The 15814-nt window shown below is 58.4% G+C and carries 13 protein-coding genes and 1 tRNA gene; 5 read left to right on the forward strand and 9 right to left on the reverse strand.

Features of this window, described 5'->3' with window-relative positions; genetic code table 11:
* Positions 1–135: 135 nt before the first annotated feature.
* The 3 genes from ABD819_RS17600 to typA all read right to left on the reverse strand — a co-directional run bounded on the left by ABD819_RS17600 (position 136) and on the right by typA (position 4459).
* Positions 136–1929 carry a hypothetical protein gene (locus ABD819_RS17600; protein ID WP_345126375.1) on the reverse strand — a complete coding sequence of 598 codons (1794 nt, stop codon included), beginning with the start codon at positions 1927–1929 and terminating at the stop codon, positions 136–138.
* Between the two features lie 90 nt (positions 1930–2019).
* Positions 2020–2538, reverse strand: a complete 519-nt coding sequence (locus ABD819_RS17605; RefSeq protein WP_345126378.1) for a DUF6630 family protein — start codon at positions 2536–2538, stop codon at positions 2020–2022.
* Positions 2539–2647: 109 nt separating this feature from the next.
* Positions 2648–4459, reverse strand: coding sequence for a translational GTPase TypA (gene typA, locus ABD819_RS17610; protein WP_345126379.1), 1812 nt, complete (start codon positions 4457–4459; stop codon positions 2648–2650).
* 228 nt (positions 4460–4687) lie between these two features.
* On the opposite strand from typA, the gene msrB reads away from it, so the two are divergent.
* From msrB to ABD819_RS17625, 3 genes are all read left to right on the forward strand, one after another.
* Positions 4688–5239 (forward strand): peptide-methionine (R)-S-oxide reductase MsrB, encoded by a 552-nt coding sequence (msrB, locus tag ABD819_RS17615; protein WP_345126381.1) that lies wholly within the window; start codon positions 4688–4690, stop codon positions 5237–5239.
* A 189-nt stretch (positions 5240–5428) separates the two neighbouring features.
* Complete coding sequence (locus ABD819_RS17620) at positions 5429–6226, forward strand: DUF3050 domain-containing protein (RefSeq protein ID WP_345126383.1); 798 nt, start codon at positions 5429–5431, stop codon at positions 6224–6226.
* A 76-nt stretch (positions 6227–6302) separates the two neighbouring features.
* A complete protein-coding gene (locus ABD819_RS17625; RefSeq protein WP_345126385.1) occupies positions 6303–6656 on the forward strand; it encodes a hypothetical protein in 354 nt (117 codons plus the stop codon).
* A 101-nt stretch (positions 6657–6757) separates the two neighbouring features.
* On the opposite strand, the gene ABD819_RS17630 is transcribed toward ABD819_RS17625, so the two are convergent.
* On the reverse strand, positions 6758–7513 hold the full coding sequence (locus ABD819_RS17630; protein ID WP_345126388.1) for an OmpH family outer membrane protein: 756 nt from the start codon (positions 7511–7513) through the stop codon (positions 6758–6760).
* A gap of 237 nt (positions 7514–7750) precedes the next feature.
* On the opposite strand from ABD819_RS17630, the gene metG reads away from it, so the two are divergent.
* The gene (gene metG, locus ABD819_RS17635) at positions 7751–9793 is read left to right on the forward strand and encodes a methionine--tRNA ligase (protein WP_345126389.1); all 2043 of its coding nucleotides are present in this window, start codon (positions 7751–7753) and stop codon (positions 9791–9793) included.
* Positions 9794–10033: 240 nt separating this feature from the next.
* On the opposite strand, the gene pth is transcribed toward metG, so the two are convergent.
* The 5 genes from pth to ABD819_RS17660 form a co-directional block, all read right to left on the reverse strand.
* On the reverse strand, positions 10034–10600 hold the full coding sequence (gene pth, locus ABD819_RS17640) for an aminoacyl-tRNA hydrolase (protein ID WP_345126390.1): 567 nt from the start codon (positions 10598–10600) through the stop codon (positions 10034–10036).
* 194 nt (positions 10601–10794) lie between these two features.
* Positions 10795–11367 (reverse strand): 50S ribosomal protein L25/general stress protein Ctc, encoded by a 573-nt coding sequence (locus ABD819_RS17645; RefSeq protein ID WP_345126392.1) that lies wholly within the window; start codon positions 11365–11367, stop codon positions 10795–10797.
* A gap of 120 nt (positions 11368–11487) precedes the next feature.
* On the reverse strand, positions 11488–12552 hold the full coding sequence (locus tag ABD819_RS17650) for a DUF6340 family protein (RefSeq protein WP_345126393.1): 1065 nt from the start codon (positions 12550–12552) through the stop codon (positions 11488–11490).
* A 282-nt stretch (positions 12553–12834) separates the two neighbouring features.
* Positions 12835–13761: a ribose-phosphate pyrophosphokinase gene (locus tag ABD819_RS17655; protein ID WP_345126395.1), complete on the reverse strand. Its 927-nt coding sequence runs from the start codon at positions 13759–13761 to the stop codon at positions 12835–12837.
* Positions 13762–13939: 178 nt separating this feature from the next.
* A tRNA-Gln gene (locus ABD819_RS17660) sits at positions 13940–14012 on the reverse strand.
* 273 nt (positions 14013–14285) lie between these two features.
* On the opposite strand from ABD819_RS17660, the gene atpD reads away from it, so the two are divergent.
* On the forward strand, positions 14286–15791 hold the full coding sequence (atpD, locus tag ABD819_RS17665) for a F0F1 ATP synthase subunit beta (protein ID WP_345126396.1): 1506 nt from the start codon (positions 14286–14288) through the stop codon (positions 15789–15791).
* The last annotated feature ends 23 nt before the right edge of the window (positions 15792–15814 follow it).

Genomic DNA, 15814 nt, shown 5'->3' on the forward strand with positions numbered 1-15814 from the left:
CGCCAAATCACCCGCCCAGCCACGGCCAGCACCGACGCACTGGCCCGACAAGTGATGGCCTTACTGAACTGGCTTATTTCGCAAGTCGCTTGTTATCAAATACCTGGAAAAATGGCAGGGTAGAGTGACTCTTGTTTACCTCTTATTAGCTGCCGTCTTGAGGCCTTGTTTGTCAGCGGATGGAGCAAGGCTGTAGATAAGCAGGTAATCGTGTTCGTAAGCCAGCCGGGCCGAAGGGCGCACCCAGGCCGGGAGGGTGCGGCCGCGCATCAGCATGAAGTAGTCGGAAGGGGACGTTGCCGGGTTTTCGCCCACCAGCCACACTGGCAGCAGCGGTTGCCGACGGACAATGGCCAGATGCCGTAGGTACAGATTGTAGCCGTTCGACCCGGTGAGTATCCGGCGGGGGCGCTGCGCCCGCAGCCACTGGTCGACGTGCAGGGCCTGGGTTCGGAATGCCCGGTCAGCCACCAGCGTGCGGGCCTGGCCAGGCAGCCGATAGCCGGCATAGGCCATCAGCAACAGTACCAGCCCCAGCCAGGCCCGCCGCCCGGCGAGGCGCATACGGCGCACTACTGCTTCAAAAAGCAGCATGGCGAGCAGCAGCACAAAAAAGACGACGTAGTGCAGTGTGCGCGGCGGGGCGAATACCTGCTGGAGTATCATCAGGGGTAACGGCGCCAGTGTTGTCGTCCAGGCCAGGGCGGCTGCGGGCCACCAGGCGGCCGGGGCCCAGCGGCGAATCAGCCATAAGCCGCCGCTGACGAGCAATAAGAAGGCGGGTACCATCACCAGCTGGCTGCCGAGCAGCACCCCCACCGTGCCCCAGAGGTAATACGGCCCGAAATATTCCCAGAAGTGGGTGGCCGTCAGCCGCCCCACGTAGGGGTTCGTGAACAGGGCCGGCCAGCCCGAAAGTAAGCCCACGGGCAGGTACAAGAGCCCGGTCACGAGCAGGATTGCGCCGCCGCCCACCAGCGTATGCGCCGCCCGCAGCTTGCCCTGGGGCTGGCCGGTCACCCCCGCCAGCAGGCCGAGGCCCAGACCCAGAAAGGGGTAGATGAAGGTAGGAATGAGGTAGAATCCCGCTACGCTCGCGGCTACGGCCACCGTCCAGGCCAGCCGGTGGAGGGCCGGGCCCCGCCGCAACACCAGCACTGCCAGAAACAGGGCGTACACGCAGGCCGTCTGCAAGCCGTAGCCGCGGGCGGAAATGTTGTACACCACCGTCTCCGGGGCCAGCTCCATAAAGGCCAGCGAAAAAGTGGCGACCCGAAACGAGGTGAGGCGCGCCAGCACCGCGTAGGCGATGCCCGTGCCCACGAAGCCGAGCAGCAGCGAAGGCAGCCGGAGCAGCAGCTCCGGATTGGCAGCGGTGGGGGCCAGCCGCAGCAGGCTGCCCCCGAGTAAGTTGTACAGAATGTGGTTGTTGGGCAGCGTGTAGAAACTGGCCGTGACGCGCGCACCCGGCCATACGAAATAGTCGCAGCTCACCGCCTCATCGGTATTAAATGCGCTATGGGCCTGAAACCAGCAGCGGACCCCCAGGATGAGTAATAGCACAACTCCGGCAGTCCATTGCTCACCCCGGCCGAGGCGGCCCCAGAAACTGCTCAACGCCAGGGCCACCAGCTTAATATCCCGTCCAAGGCATCGGGCCTCCCGCCGGATACGACGCCGGCCCAGCGCCACCAAACTCACTATCGCCCCGCCCAGCGCTACCCCGATAGTGCCCCGCAATACCGCGTAGCGCGCCGCCGTATGCGCCAACCGGGGCAAGGCGAACGGAGCAATAGCCGCCCAACCCTGCCGGTTAGCGGCTTCCAGCTCGGCCCGCATAGTTGCGTACGGTGTAAACGCATAGAGTCCGGCCAGATAAAGCGCTGCCAGCAAAACAGTAACGGTGAAAAGCAGCAGCAGATAGCGCATGGAACGGACCCGAATAGGCTCAGAAAACAATAACGCGCAAACGGTGAAATTCACCCGCGTTAGGTACCAACGGTATTACGCGGTGGCTGCTCAGTACACCGTCACCCCAAAACCCAGCTCCTTCGCCAGCTGGCGGGCCTCCTCGGCCTGCGCATCGGCCACCACGCTCAGCGGGTACGAGTCGCTGTCGAGCGTAAATAGCACCAGCGCCAGACTCTGGGCTTCCAGCGCATCCTGCAAATAATCGAGGATTTCGGGGCCAGTATTACGGCGGCCAGCAAACGCCGATTTATCTACTTCTGTGCGCTTCTGGATAGTCAATGTCTCGTTGAGGCCCTCCACTAGCATGTCGGTTGGCTCCCGCATACTGCTTTCCCAAGCCAAGCCTTCACTCGATAGCGCGTCGATTAGGGCAATATCGCGCAATTCCTGTGCGGGCAGTTCAGTCACGATATCACGCTGTTCCAACTCATCAGCATAAAGGTCTTGTTCCTGATAAGCTATTGGGTCGCGCAGCACCAGCGCCAGCCGCTCACGCACGCGCTGGGTAGCCTCCGCATCATTCAGGGTGAAAAGCTGCACGAAGCGGCTCAGATTCTCTTGACTCATAAAAAAATAAAAGTAACGTTCAACCAAAGAAAAAGGGCGCGACCAAAGCCGCGCCCTTCTCCAAAAAAACAATCAGCGAAATCACGGTTAATCCGCGAAAATCCGTGATTTAGTCAGCCTGCTTGGCGTAGCGCAGACGCTCGTTCTCGTCGAGCAGAATCTTGCGCATCCGAATCGACTTCGGCGTCACCTCCAGGTACTCATCCTTCTGGATGTATTCCATGGCTTCTTCCAGCGAGAACTGGCGCTTGGGGGTAATCTTGGCGTTGTCATCCGTACCCGAAGCACGCATGTTGGTCAGCTTCTTGCCTTTCTGGATGTTCACCGTCAGGTCATTGGGGCGGGTGTGTTCGCCGATAACCTGGCCGCCGTACACTTCCTCGCCTGGGTCCACAAAGAACGAACCACGGTCCTGCAGCTTATCGATGGTGTAGGCGGTGCCGGCACCGGTTTCCAGCGAAATCAGCGAACCAGCAATACGGCCGGGGATGGGGCCTTTGTGCTCCTCATAATCCACAAAGCGGTGGTTCATGATGGCCTCGCCGCCGGTGGCGGTCAGCACGTTGTTACGCAGGCCAATCAGGCCGCGCGACGGAATGGTGAACTCCAAATGCTGCAAGTCGCCCTTAGGCTCCATGATGGTCATTTCGCCTTTGCGCATGCTCACCAGCTCGATTACCTTGCCGGCCGATTCCTCGGGCACGTCCACCACCAGCAGCTCGATGGGCTCGGTGCGCTTGCCGTTATCGTCTTCCTTGAACAACACCTGGGGCTGGCCCACCTGCAGCTCGTAGCCTTCGCGGCGCATCGTCTCGATGAGTACCGACAAGTGAAGAATGCCGCGACCGAACACGAGGAAGGTATCCTCTTTGTCGGTGGCTTCCACGCGCAGGGCGAGGTTTTTCTCGGTTTCCTTAAACAGACGGTCACGCAGGTGACGCGAGGTCACAAACTTGCCCTCCTTGCCGAAGAACGGCGAGTTGTTGATGGTGAACAGCATGTTCATCGTCGGCTCGTCGATGCTGATGCGCTCCAATTGCTCGGGGTTGTCGGCGTCAGCCAGCGTGTCGCCAATGTCGAAGCCTTCGATGCCCGACACGGCGCAGATTTCGCCGCTGCTCACTTCGTCCACTTTCACGCGGCCGAGGCCTTCAAATACGTGCAGCTCGCGGATTTTTACTTTCTTGACGCTGCCATCCGCCTTCATCAGACTCATATTCGAGCCTTCTTTCAGCGTACCGCGGTGCACGCGGCCGATGGCGATACGACCCACGAACGACGAGTAGTCGAGCGAGGTAATCTGCATCTGAGGCGTGCCGTCCAGGGTCGGCGCGGGTGGAATCGAAGCGATAACCGCGTCGAGCAACGGAATCAGGTTATCAGTCTTCTGCTTCCAGTCGGTGCTCATCCAGCCCTGCTTCGAGGAGCCGTACAAGGTCACGAAATCAAGCTGGTCTTCGCTAGCGCCGAGGTTGAACATGAGGTCGAAAACCTGCTCGTGCACCTCGTCGGGGCGGCAGTTTTCCTTGTCCACTTTGTTCACCACCACAATGGGTTTCAGGCCCAGGGCAATGGCTTTACCGAGCACGAAGCGGGTCTGCGGCATGGCGCCTTCAAAGGCATCCACGAGCAGTAGCACGCCGTCGGCCAGCTTCAACACGCGCTCTACCTCGCCGCCGAAGTCGGCGTGACCAGGGGTGTCGATAATGTTGATTTTGGTGCCGTTGTAGCGTACCGATACGTTTTTGGAAACGATGGTAATGCCGCGCTCGCGCTCCAGGGGGTTGTCGTCGAGAATCAGGTCATCGAAGTGCTGATGCGCGTCGAAAATCTTGGATGCGTGGATAATCTTATCCACCAGAGTAGTCTTGCCGTGGTCAACGTGAGCGATGATGGCAATGTTCCGAATATTGTTGGCCATATGGGTTGTTTTTGCGGGTGCAAAGGTACAGAGAAAAACGCGTAAAGCCTTGTGATACTCAACTCTTAACCCAAGCCCCGCTGCCGCACCCCGCCGCGCAGCCAAGCCTGTCGTCCTAAATCGGTTAGCTGGGGCGTAAGGTTCCCGGCGTTTTCGCGTCTGTCCCGCCGACCGAACCATGGCCCAGTGCCGTATGTTGGTCACCCATCATTCAACCCCTGTATCGCCATGCGTTTTCCTCTGTTATTTCTTGTTGTTACGGCGCTTACCCTTAACTCGGCCTGCTCGCAGAAGCGCGAGGTGGCCGCCAATACTCCCCGCCCGCCCCGCACCGTGGCCGGCAAAACCTATTACCAAGCCCAGGCCGTGACCGGCAAGCCCGATGAATTTCCGGTGCGCAAAACCGATGCTGAGTGGAAGAAGCAGCTCACGCCCGACCAATATTATATTTTGCGGGAGCAGGGTACCGAGCGGCCTTTTACCGGCAAATACCACGATAACCACGCCGCCGGCAACTATTACTGCGCCGCCGACCGCAACCTGCTCTTTACCTCCGATACCAAGTTCGAGTCGGGCACCGGCTGGCCCAGCTTTTACGCCCCCGCTACCAATGCCAGCTTGAAAGTGGCCTCCGACAACACCTTTGGCATGAGCCGCGACGAAATAGTGTGCGCCAAGTGCGGCGGTCACCTCGGTCACGTTTTCGACGACGGTCCCAAGCCCACCGGTCAGCGCTACTGCATGGACGGTAATGCGCTGGTGTTTGAGAAGAAAAAATAGAACGCCCTGGCTTATTCTGGGAAAATTCACAAAACGAAGCCCCTTGGCAATCCATGTCAGGGGGCTTTTACGTTGGTGTTTACAAGCGCTAGCCTGGCCGATTGCCATCGATACAGAAACTTTTGTGGCGTGGCAAAGTTGTAAGGCTTGATTGCGATACGTAAGAAAATAGTTATAATTTTAATTACAATGTTCACCCACACAATTACCGACCCCATTGACTATTTGCAGGCTGAAATAGGCGCTACCCGCCAGCTGCTATTAGAAAACGGACTGTATGGCCGGCTGCAAAGCCTACTTGAGCTACGCCGGTTTATGGAGCACCACGTCTTTGCCGTGTGGGATTTTATGTCGCTGCTGAAGACATTGCAGCGGGATTTGACCTGCGTGCAGGTGCCTTGGGTGCCCACGGCCAACGCGGCCACGCGGCGGCTCATCAACGAAATTGTGCTGGAGGAAGAGTCCGATGTGGACTTGCAGGGCCAGCCGGCCAGCCATTTCGAGCTTTACCTGCGTGCCATGCAGGAATGCGGGGCCGATACCGGACCCATCAATCGGCTGGTGGCTGCTATCGGGGCTGGCCGCAGCGTGACGCAGGCGCTGGACGCGGCTCAGGTGCCCGATTCGGTGCGGCACTTCGTCGAAAATACGTTTAGCATCATTCGGTCGGGCAAGCCGTATTCGGTGGCAGCAGCCTTCACGTTCGGCCGCGAAGACCTCATTCCCGACATGTTTCGCCAGCTGGTAGGCGACCTGCGCGACCGGTTTCCGGGCCAGCTCGATACGTTTACTTACTACCTAGACCGCCACATTCAGCTCGACGAGGAAGTTCACGCTCCCATGGCCCAGCAAATGGTGCGTGAGCTGTGTGCCGACGACCCCGAACGGTGGCTGGACTGCCAGCAGGTGACTATTCGCTGCCTGGAGGCCCGCATGGTGCTCTGGGATGGCATCATGCCCGGCAAAGCCCGCCGCACGCTGGTATAATCCCGAACCACGGCCTCGTTGCCTACGTTTGAAGCAAGCGGCTGAATTTGGCTGACTTACTTATTGACTAGTGGCAATGGTTCCTTCTCGTATCTTAATCCGGTGTCAGACGCTGCTTTGCGGAGCACTGCTAGCCGCGTGTACGGCTTCCGAGCAGTCGGCCGAAACGGCCAGCCCATCGGCAGTGCCCAGCGAAGTCCGGACCGATGCCGACCGCCGCGCCATCTACAACAGCAACGGCAGTGGCAGCCGGTCGGCCGTGCCCGATGCCACGCCCAACCGCATGCGCCTGGGCGAGCAGGCCGCCGACATAAACCGGCAGAAGCGCATCGAAAATACGAACACCAACGACCCCAATAACACGACGCCGGAAACCCGCCTCCGCCGTCTCGGCTACGACTCGCCGGCCGATACCCTGCGCCGCCCCTAGCGCCAGGCATCGGAATAGCCGCAGTAACCAAACAGCCCGCCTCGGTGAACCGAGGCGGGCTGTTTGGCTAATAATGACAACGGCCAGTCGGGCCGAGTGAGCTATGCGCTTACCTCGCCGGTGCTGGCGCTGTCGGCCGAGTTCATTACGTCGGTAGTTTCGGGAGCGGGAGCCGCCTGCACGCGGGGCTTGGGCCCACGCTTGGCCCCGGTTACGGGCGTACCGGGCTTGGGACCGCGGCGGCTGGCAGCCGTGGTGCCGGCCGTAGCGGCAGCAGGCTTGGGACCACGGCGGGCACCGGCTGCGGCAGGTTTGGCGCTAGCGGTGCTGGTTTTGCGGCCGCTGGCTTTCGGGGCTTCCGTGGTTCCGGGTTCGGCGCTGGAAGCGCGGGCCTTGCGGGGGCTGCCATCTTTATTCAGGGTCTGGCCCTTTTTCTGGCCGCGTGTCGATTTGGCTGGGCTGCTACCATCGTTGGCACCAACGACGGCGGCAGTACCGGTTGCACTGCCCGATACGGAATCGTAGTGACGCACAATGGTGTGCAGGGCCTGCTCAAACATGCGCTCCGTGTCGCCATCGAGGCGGCGCGTTGCTTCCTTCACCACTTCCTTCAGCTTGGCTTTCGTTTCTTTGCGGATGCGAGCCACTACTTCGTTCATGCGGCCGTTCAACTCCTTTTGCAGTTGCTTGGCAGCCGATTTGAGCGACTTTTTCTGGCTGGCCTTTTTATCGGCGCGGTCATCGCTCAGGCCGGCCGTGGCGCGGCTAGCTTTTTTAGCCGATTTCTGGGCTGACTTTTCTTCCGGCGTGCGTTTTGCGCGCTTTGCGGTTTGGTTAGGTGAAGCAGGTTTTTTCATCTGAAAAAAAATGATTGGTGAAGAGTAAGAAAAGGGGCTGGTGATGCGTAGTTGAACAGTGCTGAGTATTCAGCCGCTCAAATATAAAATGAATTAAGTGTCAAACGGTTCGCACAGTTTTTTTGTTGATTTAATTCTGCGTTTTTTTTTGTTGTTCCTTTGTGCCGCATGGTAATTATTTCAGTTTTTCGCTGCTAAATAAGCGCCTGTTCGCATCTTTTTTTACTTCCCGTTATTATGTCACTTCTTCCTAAGCGTTACACTGTTACCGCTGCATTGCCCTACGCCAACGGCCCGGTGCATATCGGCCATTTGGCGGGGGTTTATTTGCCCGCTGATATCTATGTGCGTTATCTGCGTTCGGTGGGCCGCGATGTGAAATTTATTTGTGGTTCCGACGAGCACGGCGTGCCAATTACCATTCGGGCCCAGAAAGAAGGGGTGACGCCCCAGCAAGTAGTGGATAAATACCACGTGCTGATTCGTGATTCATTCAAGGATTTCAACGTGTCGTTCGATGTGTATTCACGTACCTCATCGGCCACGCACGCCGAGGTTTCCAGCGGCTTTTTTACCAAGCTGAACAACGAGGGCAAATTTATCGAGCAAACCACGCAGCAGTATTTCGACGAGAAGGCCCAGCAGTTTCTCGCCGACCGCTACATTGTGGGCACCTGCCCCAATTGCGGCAACGACAATGCCTACGGCGACCAGTGCGAGCGTTGCGGCACGTCGCTCAGCCCCACGGAGCTAATTAATCCGCGCAGTATGCTCAGCGGCGCGCATCCGATACTGCGCGATACCAAGCACTGGTTCCTACCGCTTGACCAGTACGAACCCTGGCTGCGCGAATGGATAATCGAAGGCCACAAAAACGACTGGAAAACCAACGTGTACGGCCAGTGCAAATCCTGGATTGACCAGGGCCTGCACCCCCGCGCCGTCACGCGCGACCTCGACTGGGGCGTGCCCGTGCCCGTGGCCGGGGCCGATGGAAAAGTGCTCTACGTGTGGTTTGACGCGCCTATTGGCTACATTTCGGCTACCAAAGAAGCCTTCCCCGACGAGTGGGAATTGTATTGGAAGGACAAGGATTCCAAGCTGGTGCATTTTATTGGCAAGGATAATATCGTATTCCACTGCATTATTTTCCCGGTAATGCTGAAAGCGCACGGCGAATTTATTCTGCCGGATAATGTGCCTGCCAACGAATTTTTGAATCTGGAAGGCGACAAAATCAGTACCTCGCGCAACTGGGCCGTGTGGCTGCACGAATACCTGGCCGATTTTCCCGGCCAAGGCGATGTATTGCGCTATGTGCTGTGCGCCAATGCCCCCGAAAATAAGGATAACGACTTCACCTGGAAGGACTTTCAGGCTCGTAACAACAACGAGCTAGTTGCTACGCTGGGTAATTTCGTGAACCGCGCGGCCGTGCTCACGCACAAGTTTTTCGAAGGCAAAGTGCCGGCCGTAAGTGAGCTGCAGGATATCGATAGGGTTACACTGGCGCAGGCCGCCGAATTTCCCGCTAAAATTGGTGAGCTGATTGAAAATTACCGCTTCCGCGATGCCTTGGCCGAAGTATTGAATCTGGCGCGTCTCGGCAATAAATACCTGGCCGAAACCCAGCCCTGGCACCTCATTAAAACGGATGTGGCCCGCACCGGTACGGTGCTGCACGTAGCGTTGCAAATAGCGGCGGCATTGGCTCCCGTGCTCGAACCTTTCCTGCCCGATTCGGCCCAAAAGCTGGCCACTATGCTCAATCTGGAACTGGGCAACTGGGCCAGTGCCGGCCGTGCCGATACGTTGGCTGCGGGTCACGAATTGCGCGAGGCAGCGTTGCTATTCGCCAAAATTGAGGATGCTACCGTGGAGGCGCAGGTGCAAAAGCTACTCGATACTAAAAAGGAAAATCAACTGGCGAATACGCCCGTTGCGCCGGCCAAAGAAGATATTTCCTTCGATGACTTTGGCCGGATGGACCTACGTATCGGCACCATCCTGACGGCCGAGAAAGTAGCCAAGACTAAAAAGCTTCTCAAGCTCACCGTCGACCTGGGCCTTGAGCAGCGCGTCATCGTGAGCGGCATCGCCGAGCATTTTATTCCCGAAGCCCTTATCGGTCAGCAGGTGCAGGTGCTGCTCAACCTCGCCCCGCGCGAAATCAAAGGCATCCAGAGCCAGGGTATGCTGCTCATGGCCGAGAATGCCGACGGAACCCTGGCGCTGATGCAGCCCAGTAAACCGGTGCGCAACGGCAGCGGCGTGGTGTAACCTAAACGCGTGTCATGGCGAGTGCAGCGCGGCAACCGAAGGTCAGCGTAGCTAATCCGTTCTGTTCTCAGCGACCAACCTGATAACGTGAAACGCCCCGTCACTGCGCAGTGACGGGGCGTTTGCATTGAATCGCCTTGTAAAAAAGCGTTGCTAAATTTCGGCGCTGGTCGCTGAGAGCAGGACGGATTGACGCCGCTTGATGCGCGGAATGTCCTTCGTCCTCGCAATGACAGTTCTTTATTTCACGTTCACCACGTTCATGGCGCGCTCCAGGCCCATTGCCCCGAATGCCAGTATGGCTTCGCCGGCCTTCTCAACGCGCGTGGGCAATTCAATTAATTCATCGGCTGAAAACGGGTTCAATACATAATCTACCTGCCGGCCTTTGGGGAAATTAGCGTCCACGCCAAAGCGTAGGCGCGCATACACATCACTGCCCAGCGTGGCCTGAACGTCCTTCAGCCCATTGTGCCCGCCGGCCGAGCCCTGGCCCTTCAGCCGCAGCTTGCCGAAGGGCAGGGCCAGGTCATCGGTGACAACCAGCATGTTTTCGGGCGTGATTTTCAGGGTAGCCAGCCAGTGCGCGGCGGCTTTGCCGCTCAGGTTCATATAGGTGGTGGGCTTCACCAGCACGTAGGTGTGGCCTTTGTGCTTAAACTCGGTAGTGAAGGCGTGGCGGCCGATTTCGAAGCGCGGGGCTTCAAATTTAGCGGCCAGGTAATCGGCCACCATAAACCCGATGTTGTGCCGCGTATCGGCGTATTCAGGCCCAATATTGCCCAGGCAAAGAATTAGAAACTTCATAAATCACGGATTACGCGGATTGAAACGGATTTCACGGATTTTGTGGACGATTTACAAAGGTCAGCAAGCAGGTCGAAATGACTTTGCACAAAAAAACCGCCCCGAATAGGAGCGGCTTTCTTTGTGCAAAGCAAACGGAAATAACATCGTCCACAAAATCCGTGAAATCCGTTTCAATCCGCGTAATCCGTGATTTATTTGCCAGCGGCCAGCTCGCCTTTCAGCGCACGCGGGATGGTGATGGTCGCGATGGGAGCATCGGCGCTGGTCAGGACGGTGTAGCCTTTGGGAACTACGGCACCTACCTTGATGGATTTGCCAAGCTCCATGGTGCTGATGTCTACTTCCACGTAGTCGGGCAGATTCTCCATGGTAGCGCGCACGCGCACTTTGCGCAGCTTGCTGGCCAGCTTGCCACCGGCCAATACGCCCGGCGATACGCCGATGTACTTCACGGGGATATCCATTTTAACCTCTTTGCCGTCTTCCAGCTCCAAGAAGTCAACGTGGAGGAGCATTTCGTTTACGGGGTGGAACTGGGCGTCCTGCACAATAGCCTTGTACAGAGTGCCTTCCACGTTCAGGTCCACGATGTGTGCCTCCGGCGTGTACAACAATTCGCGGAACAGGATAGCGGGCACGGAGAAGTGCACGGTGTCCTTGCCGCCATACAATACGCACGGTACTTGAGCGTCGAGGCGCAATGCCTTGGCGTCCGTTTTACCGAGATTCGCTCTTTTAAACCCTACAATCTCGAGGCTTTTCATAAAAGTGGTTTTTGGGGATGAAAAATGGCCCGTTTGCCTTCAACGTTGAAGGCAAACGGGCCGCAAAGGTAGGGCGAATTCGGCTGAAAAACCAGGCTGTTACGAAGAAATGCCCCAGCGTCAGTTCGTTCCGGTTACGCTTTTGAGCTGTTCCTGCACCAGTTCCTGCGCCCGCAGCCGGTTGTTGAGGATGCGTAGGTAGTTTTTGGCCTGACCATTATTGCAGGTGTAAGCCGATTTTTTGGCCCAGTCGATGGCGCCAGGCAGGTCGCCGCGCACCTCGCTGGCCACGGCCAGATTGTAGAATGCCCGCCCGGCAATTTTGGGATTGAGGTTTTTGGCGGCCTGTTGCCAGAGCGTTGCGGCCCCTTGCCAGTCGGCGGCATCGGCGCGCACGGCCGCTTGCTTCATCAGGGCATCTTTCTTGGCCGCAGTGAAATAGTCGCGGTTCAGGTCGATGTAGGAGGGGGCAATGCGGCGGGCGTAGCCATCGCCAGCCCGCTGGGCCACCCGGCGGATGCACTCCTCGGGTGGGGGCAGCTGGCGCAGGGCGGCCGGGTAACTATCGCCGTTGCCGGTGAATACCAGCTTGTCTTCCTGCCGGGCCTGGTCGAGCACGAAGCCCTGTGCCGCGCCATAGGTGCGGAAACCGGTCACAATCTTCATCACCATTTCGACGTGCACGGTGGGTACCTGGTATTCCTTGCCTTCCTTGTCTTTCACGGTGCGAGTGCCGTTGGTGTGGGTCAATAGCATGTCGGAGTCGAAGGCTTCGAGTACCACCAACCCATCGACCTGCGTGCGGCGGCATAAGTCCTGCACGTAGCGCGGGGCCAGCGGCGGCAGAAAAAACTCACGGCTGCGGCCCAGTAGCTGAAGCTGCGCCTGCGTCACCCGGAAGCGGTAGCTGTTATTGGCCAGCGCCTGGCCTACCACGTTCACGCACTCATCGGCCCCGGCGCGGTCCACCCCGAGGCCTTCGCCCGTGAAAGCGCCTTCCAGCACATCAAAAAATTTGTCGCGGCGCGACTCGGGAACAATGCGGTTGGCGGTGGCCACACTTTGCAGGTTGGCCGGCATGGGCACCGCCGCCGGGGCCAGCGCCCGAATGTGGACCGACGACGCGCAGGCACTCAGCAGCAGCGCGACTAAAAGGGTGAGGGCAGAAGAGTAAAGCTTGTTCATCACGTTTGCAGAAAAAAGTTCCAGTTGGGAAAGTCTTTCTAAAAAATTGTGCCAAAGTTTGCCTTTCATTGCGAGTGGAACGCAGTGGAGCGCGGCACTCCGTCCTGTCAATGCGACCAGCCCTGAAATATGGTGAAGGTGTTTTCGACAACAGAAAGCCCCGGCGCTGCTATGCGCCGGGGCTTTCTGATAAAAGAGAATGTCTGGTTTTGACAGGACGGATTAGCTACGCTGTCCTTCGGGTGCCGCGCTCCACTGCGTTCCGCTCGCAATGACAGACGATTACACGAATAGCGAGCTGATGCTTTCGTGCGTCACCACATTGCGAATAGCCGCCGCAAAGAGCGGAGCCAGCGAAATAACCCGGATTTTATCGTTTTCCTGGTGTTGCGGAATGGTGTCGGTCGTAATCAGCTCGGTGAGGGCTGAGGCCCGGATGCGGTCGTGGGCCGGGCCGCTGAGCAGGGGGTGCGTGACCACGGCGCGCACCGAGCGGGCGCCGCGCTCCATCACCAGCTCGGCGGCTTTGCAGATGGTGCCGGCGGTATCCACCATGTCATCTACAAACACCACGTCCATGCCTTTGACGTCGCCAATCACCTGCATGGAGGCAATTTCATTGGCCCGCAGGCGCATCTTGTCGCACACCACGATTTCGGCCCCGAATTTCTTGGCGAAGGCGCGGGTGCGCACCACGCCGCCCACGTCGGGCGAGGCGAAAATCAGGTTTTCGAGGTTCAGGGATTTGATGTAGGGAGCCAGCACGGTAGCGCCGTCGAGATGGTCGACGGGAATGTCGAAGAAGCCCTGGATTTGGCCGGCGTGCAGGTCGACGGTCATCAGGCGGTCGGTGCCCACGCTCTGGATGATGTTGGCCACCACTTTGGCTCCGATGCTCACGCGGGGCTTGTCCTTGCGGTCTTGCCGGGCGTAGCCCATGTAGGGCATCACGATGACGACTTTGTGGGCCGAGGCGCGCTTGGCGGCGTCCACCATCAGCATAAGCTCCATGAGGTGCTCGGCGGGCGGGAAGGTGCTTTGCACCAGAAACACCTCGCAGCCCCGGATGCTCTCGTTGAAGCTCGGGCCCATCTCATTATCGGCGAAACGCTGGAGGCTGAGGTCGCCGAGCGTGGTGCCGTAGGCGGCGGCAATGCTTTCGGCCAGGGCCTTGGATGCGCTGCCGGCAAATATTTTGACCTGTTTCATTGGGGAAGGTGCTGATTTTGTGGGCGTGGTAAGCTTTTGCTTGCCGGTTGGGATTAAGACGAAGTCGGGGCTCGGTACGGCCCGCCGAAGCGTACCGCGCAAGTGGAAAAAGCGAAAGGCGCTGACTACTCCGGAAATTGGAGAAGCCAGCGCCTTTTTGTTTAGTCGAGCATTGTCGTTGTCCGACCAGGGCTCGAACCTGGACTTTCTTGAATCAAAATCAAGCGTGTTGCCAGTTACACCATCGGACAATTTCCCGGCGGGCTACGTGCCGTTTGGGACTGCAAATGTACTACCGGAAAAATTCGAGGCAAGTCTTTTTGTAAAAATTTTCTGAAGAAAAGGCGGCCGACAGGGGGTATAACCGCATCTGTGCGGCATTGTGCCCTGATTATCATGTCCTAATGCGTGCCAGAAAAAAACAATCCCATCGGCTTGGTCTTGAAGGCATGGAGTTGGATATGCCGCGCTTCTGCCGTAATTTTGCGGCCTGAAAACGCATCACTTCATTATAATACAACGCAATGGCGAATACCGGTAAAATCACCCAGGTCATCGGCCCCGTCGTGGACGTAAGCTTCGCGGGCGAGAACACGAAGCTGCCCAACATCCTCGACGCGCTCGAAGTCACGAAAGAGAACGGCCAGGTGGTGGTGCTGGAATGCCAGCAGCACCTGGGCGAGGACCGGGTCCGGACCATTGCCATGGACTCGACCGAGGGCCTGGCCCGCGGAGCCGAGGTTCGCTCGCTGGGCGCTCCGATTTCGATGCCGACCGGCGACGGTGTGAAAGGCCGCCTGTTCAACGTTATTGGTCAGGCAATTGACGGCATTCCGCAGCCCAAGAGCGGCGTGCGTTTGCCTATTCACCGCAACGCCCCGGCGTTTGAGGAATTGGCAACTTCGTCGGAAGTATTCTTCACCGGCATCAAGGTTATCGACTTGCTGGCTCCTTATGTAAAGGGCGGTAAGATTGGTTTGTTCGGTGGTGCCGGCGTAGGCAAAACCGTACTGATTCAGGAGCTTATCAACAACGTGGCCAAGGCCTACGAAGGTCTGTCGGTGTTTGCCGGCGTGGGCGAGCGCACCCGTGAGGGCAACGACTTGCTGCGCGAATTCATCGAATCCAACATCATTCTGTACGGCGATGCCTTCAAGCATTCGATGGAAGAAGGTGGCTGGGACCTGAGCAAGGTGGATATGGAGGCGATGGAGAAATCGCAGGCTACCCTCGTGTTCGGCCAGATGAACGAGCCTCCCGGAGCCCGTGCCCGCGTGGCCCTGTCGGGTCTGACGATTGCCGAGAGCTTCCGCGATGGCGACGGCACCGGTGCCGGCCGCGACATCCTGTTCTTCATCGACAACATTTTCCGCTTCACGCAGGCAGGTTCGGAAGTTTCGGCTCTGCTGGGCCGGATGCCTTCGGCCGTGGGCTACCAGCCCACGCTGGCCACCGAAATGGGTGCCATGCAGGAGCGCATCACCTCGACCAAGCGCGGCTCGATTACCTCGGTGCAGGCCGTGTATGTGCCGGCCGATGACTTGACTGACCCGGCCCCGGCCAACACCTTTGCCCACCTGGATGCCACGACGGTACTGAGCCGCAAAATCGCCGAGCTGGGCATCTACCCGGCCGTTGACCCGCTGGACTCGACCTCGCGCATCCTGTCGGCTGACATCCTCGGCGATGAGCACTACAACACCTCCCAGCGGGTGAAAGAGCTGCTCCAGCGCTACAAGGAATTGCAGGACATCATCGCCATCCTGGGGATGGACGAGTTGAGCGAAGAGGATAAGCAGGTAGTAAACCGCGCCCGCCGGGTGCAGCGTTTCCTGTCGCAGCCCTTCTTCGTGGCTGAGCAGTTCACCGGCCTCAAAGGTGTACTCGTTGACATCAAGGATACCATCCGCGGCTTCAACGAAATCATCGACGGCAAGCACGACCACCTGCCCGAAGCGGCTTTCAACCTCGTAGGTAACATCGAGGATGCCGTGGCCAAAGGCGAGCGCCTGATTGCCGAAGCCAAGTAATCTAGTGCTTGGAGCTTAGTGCT

Source organism: Hymenobacter antarcticus (assembly GCF_039539545.1).
Lineage (GTDB): Bacteria > Bacteroidota > Bacteroidia > Cytophagales > Hymenobacteraceae > Hymenobacter > Hymenobacter antarcticus.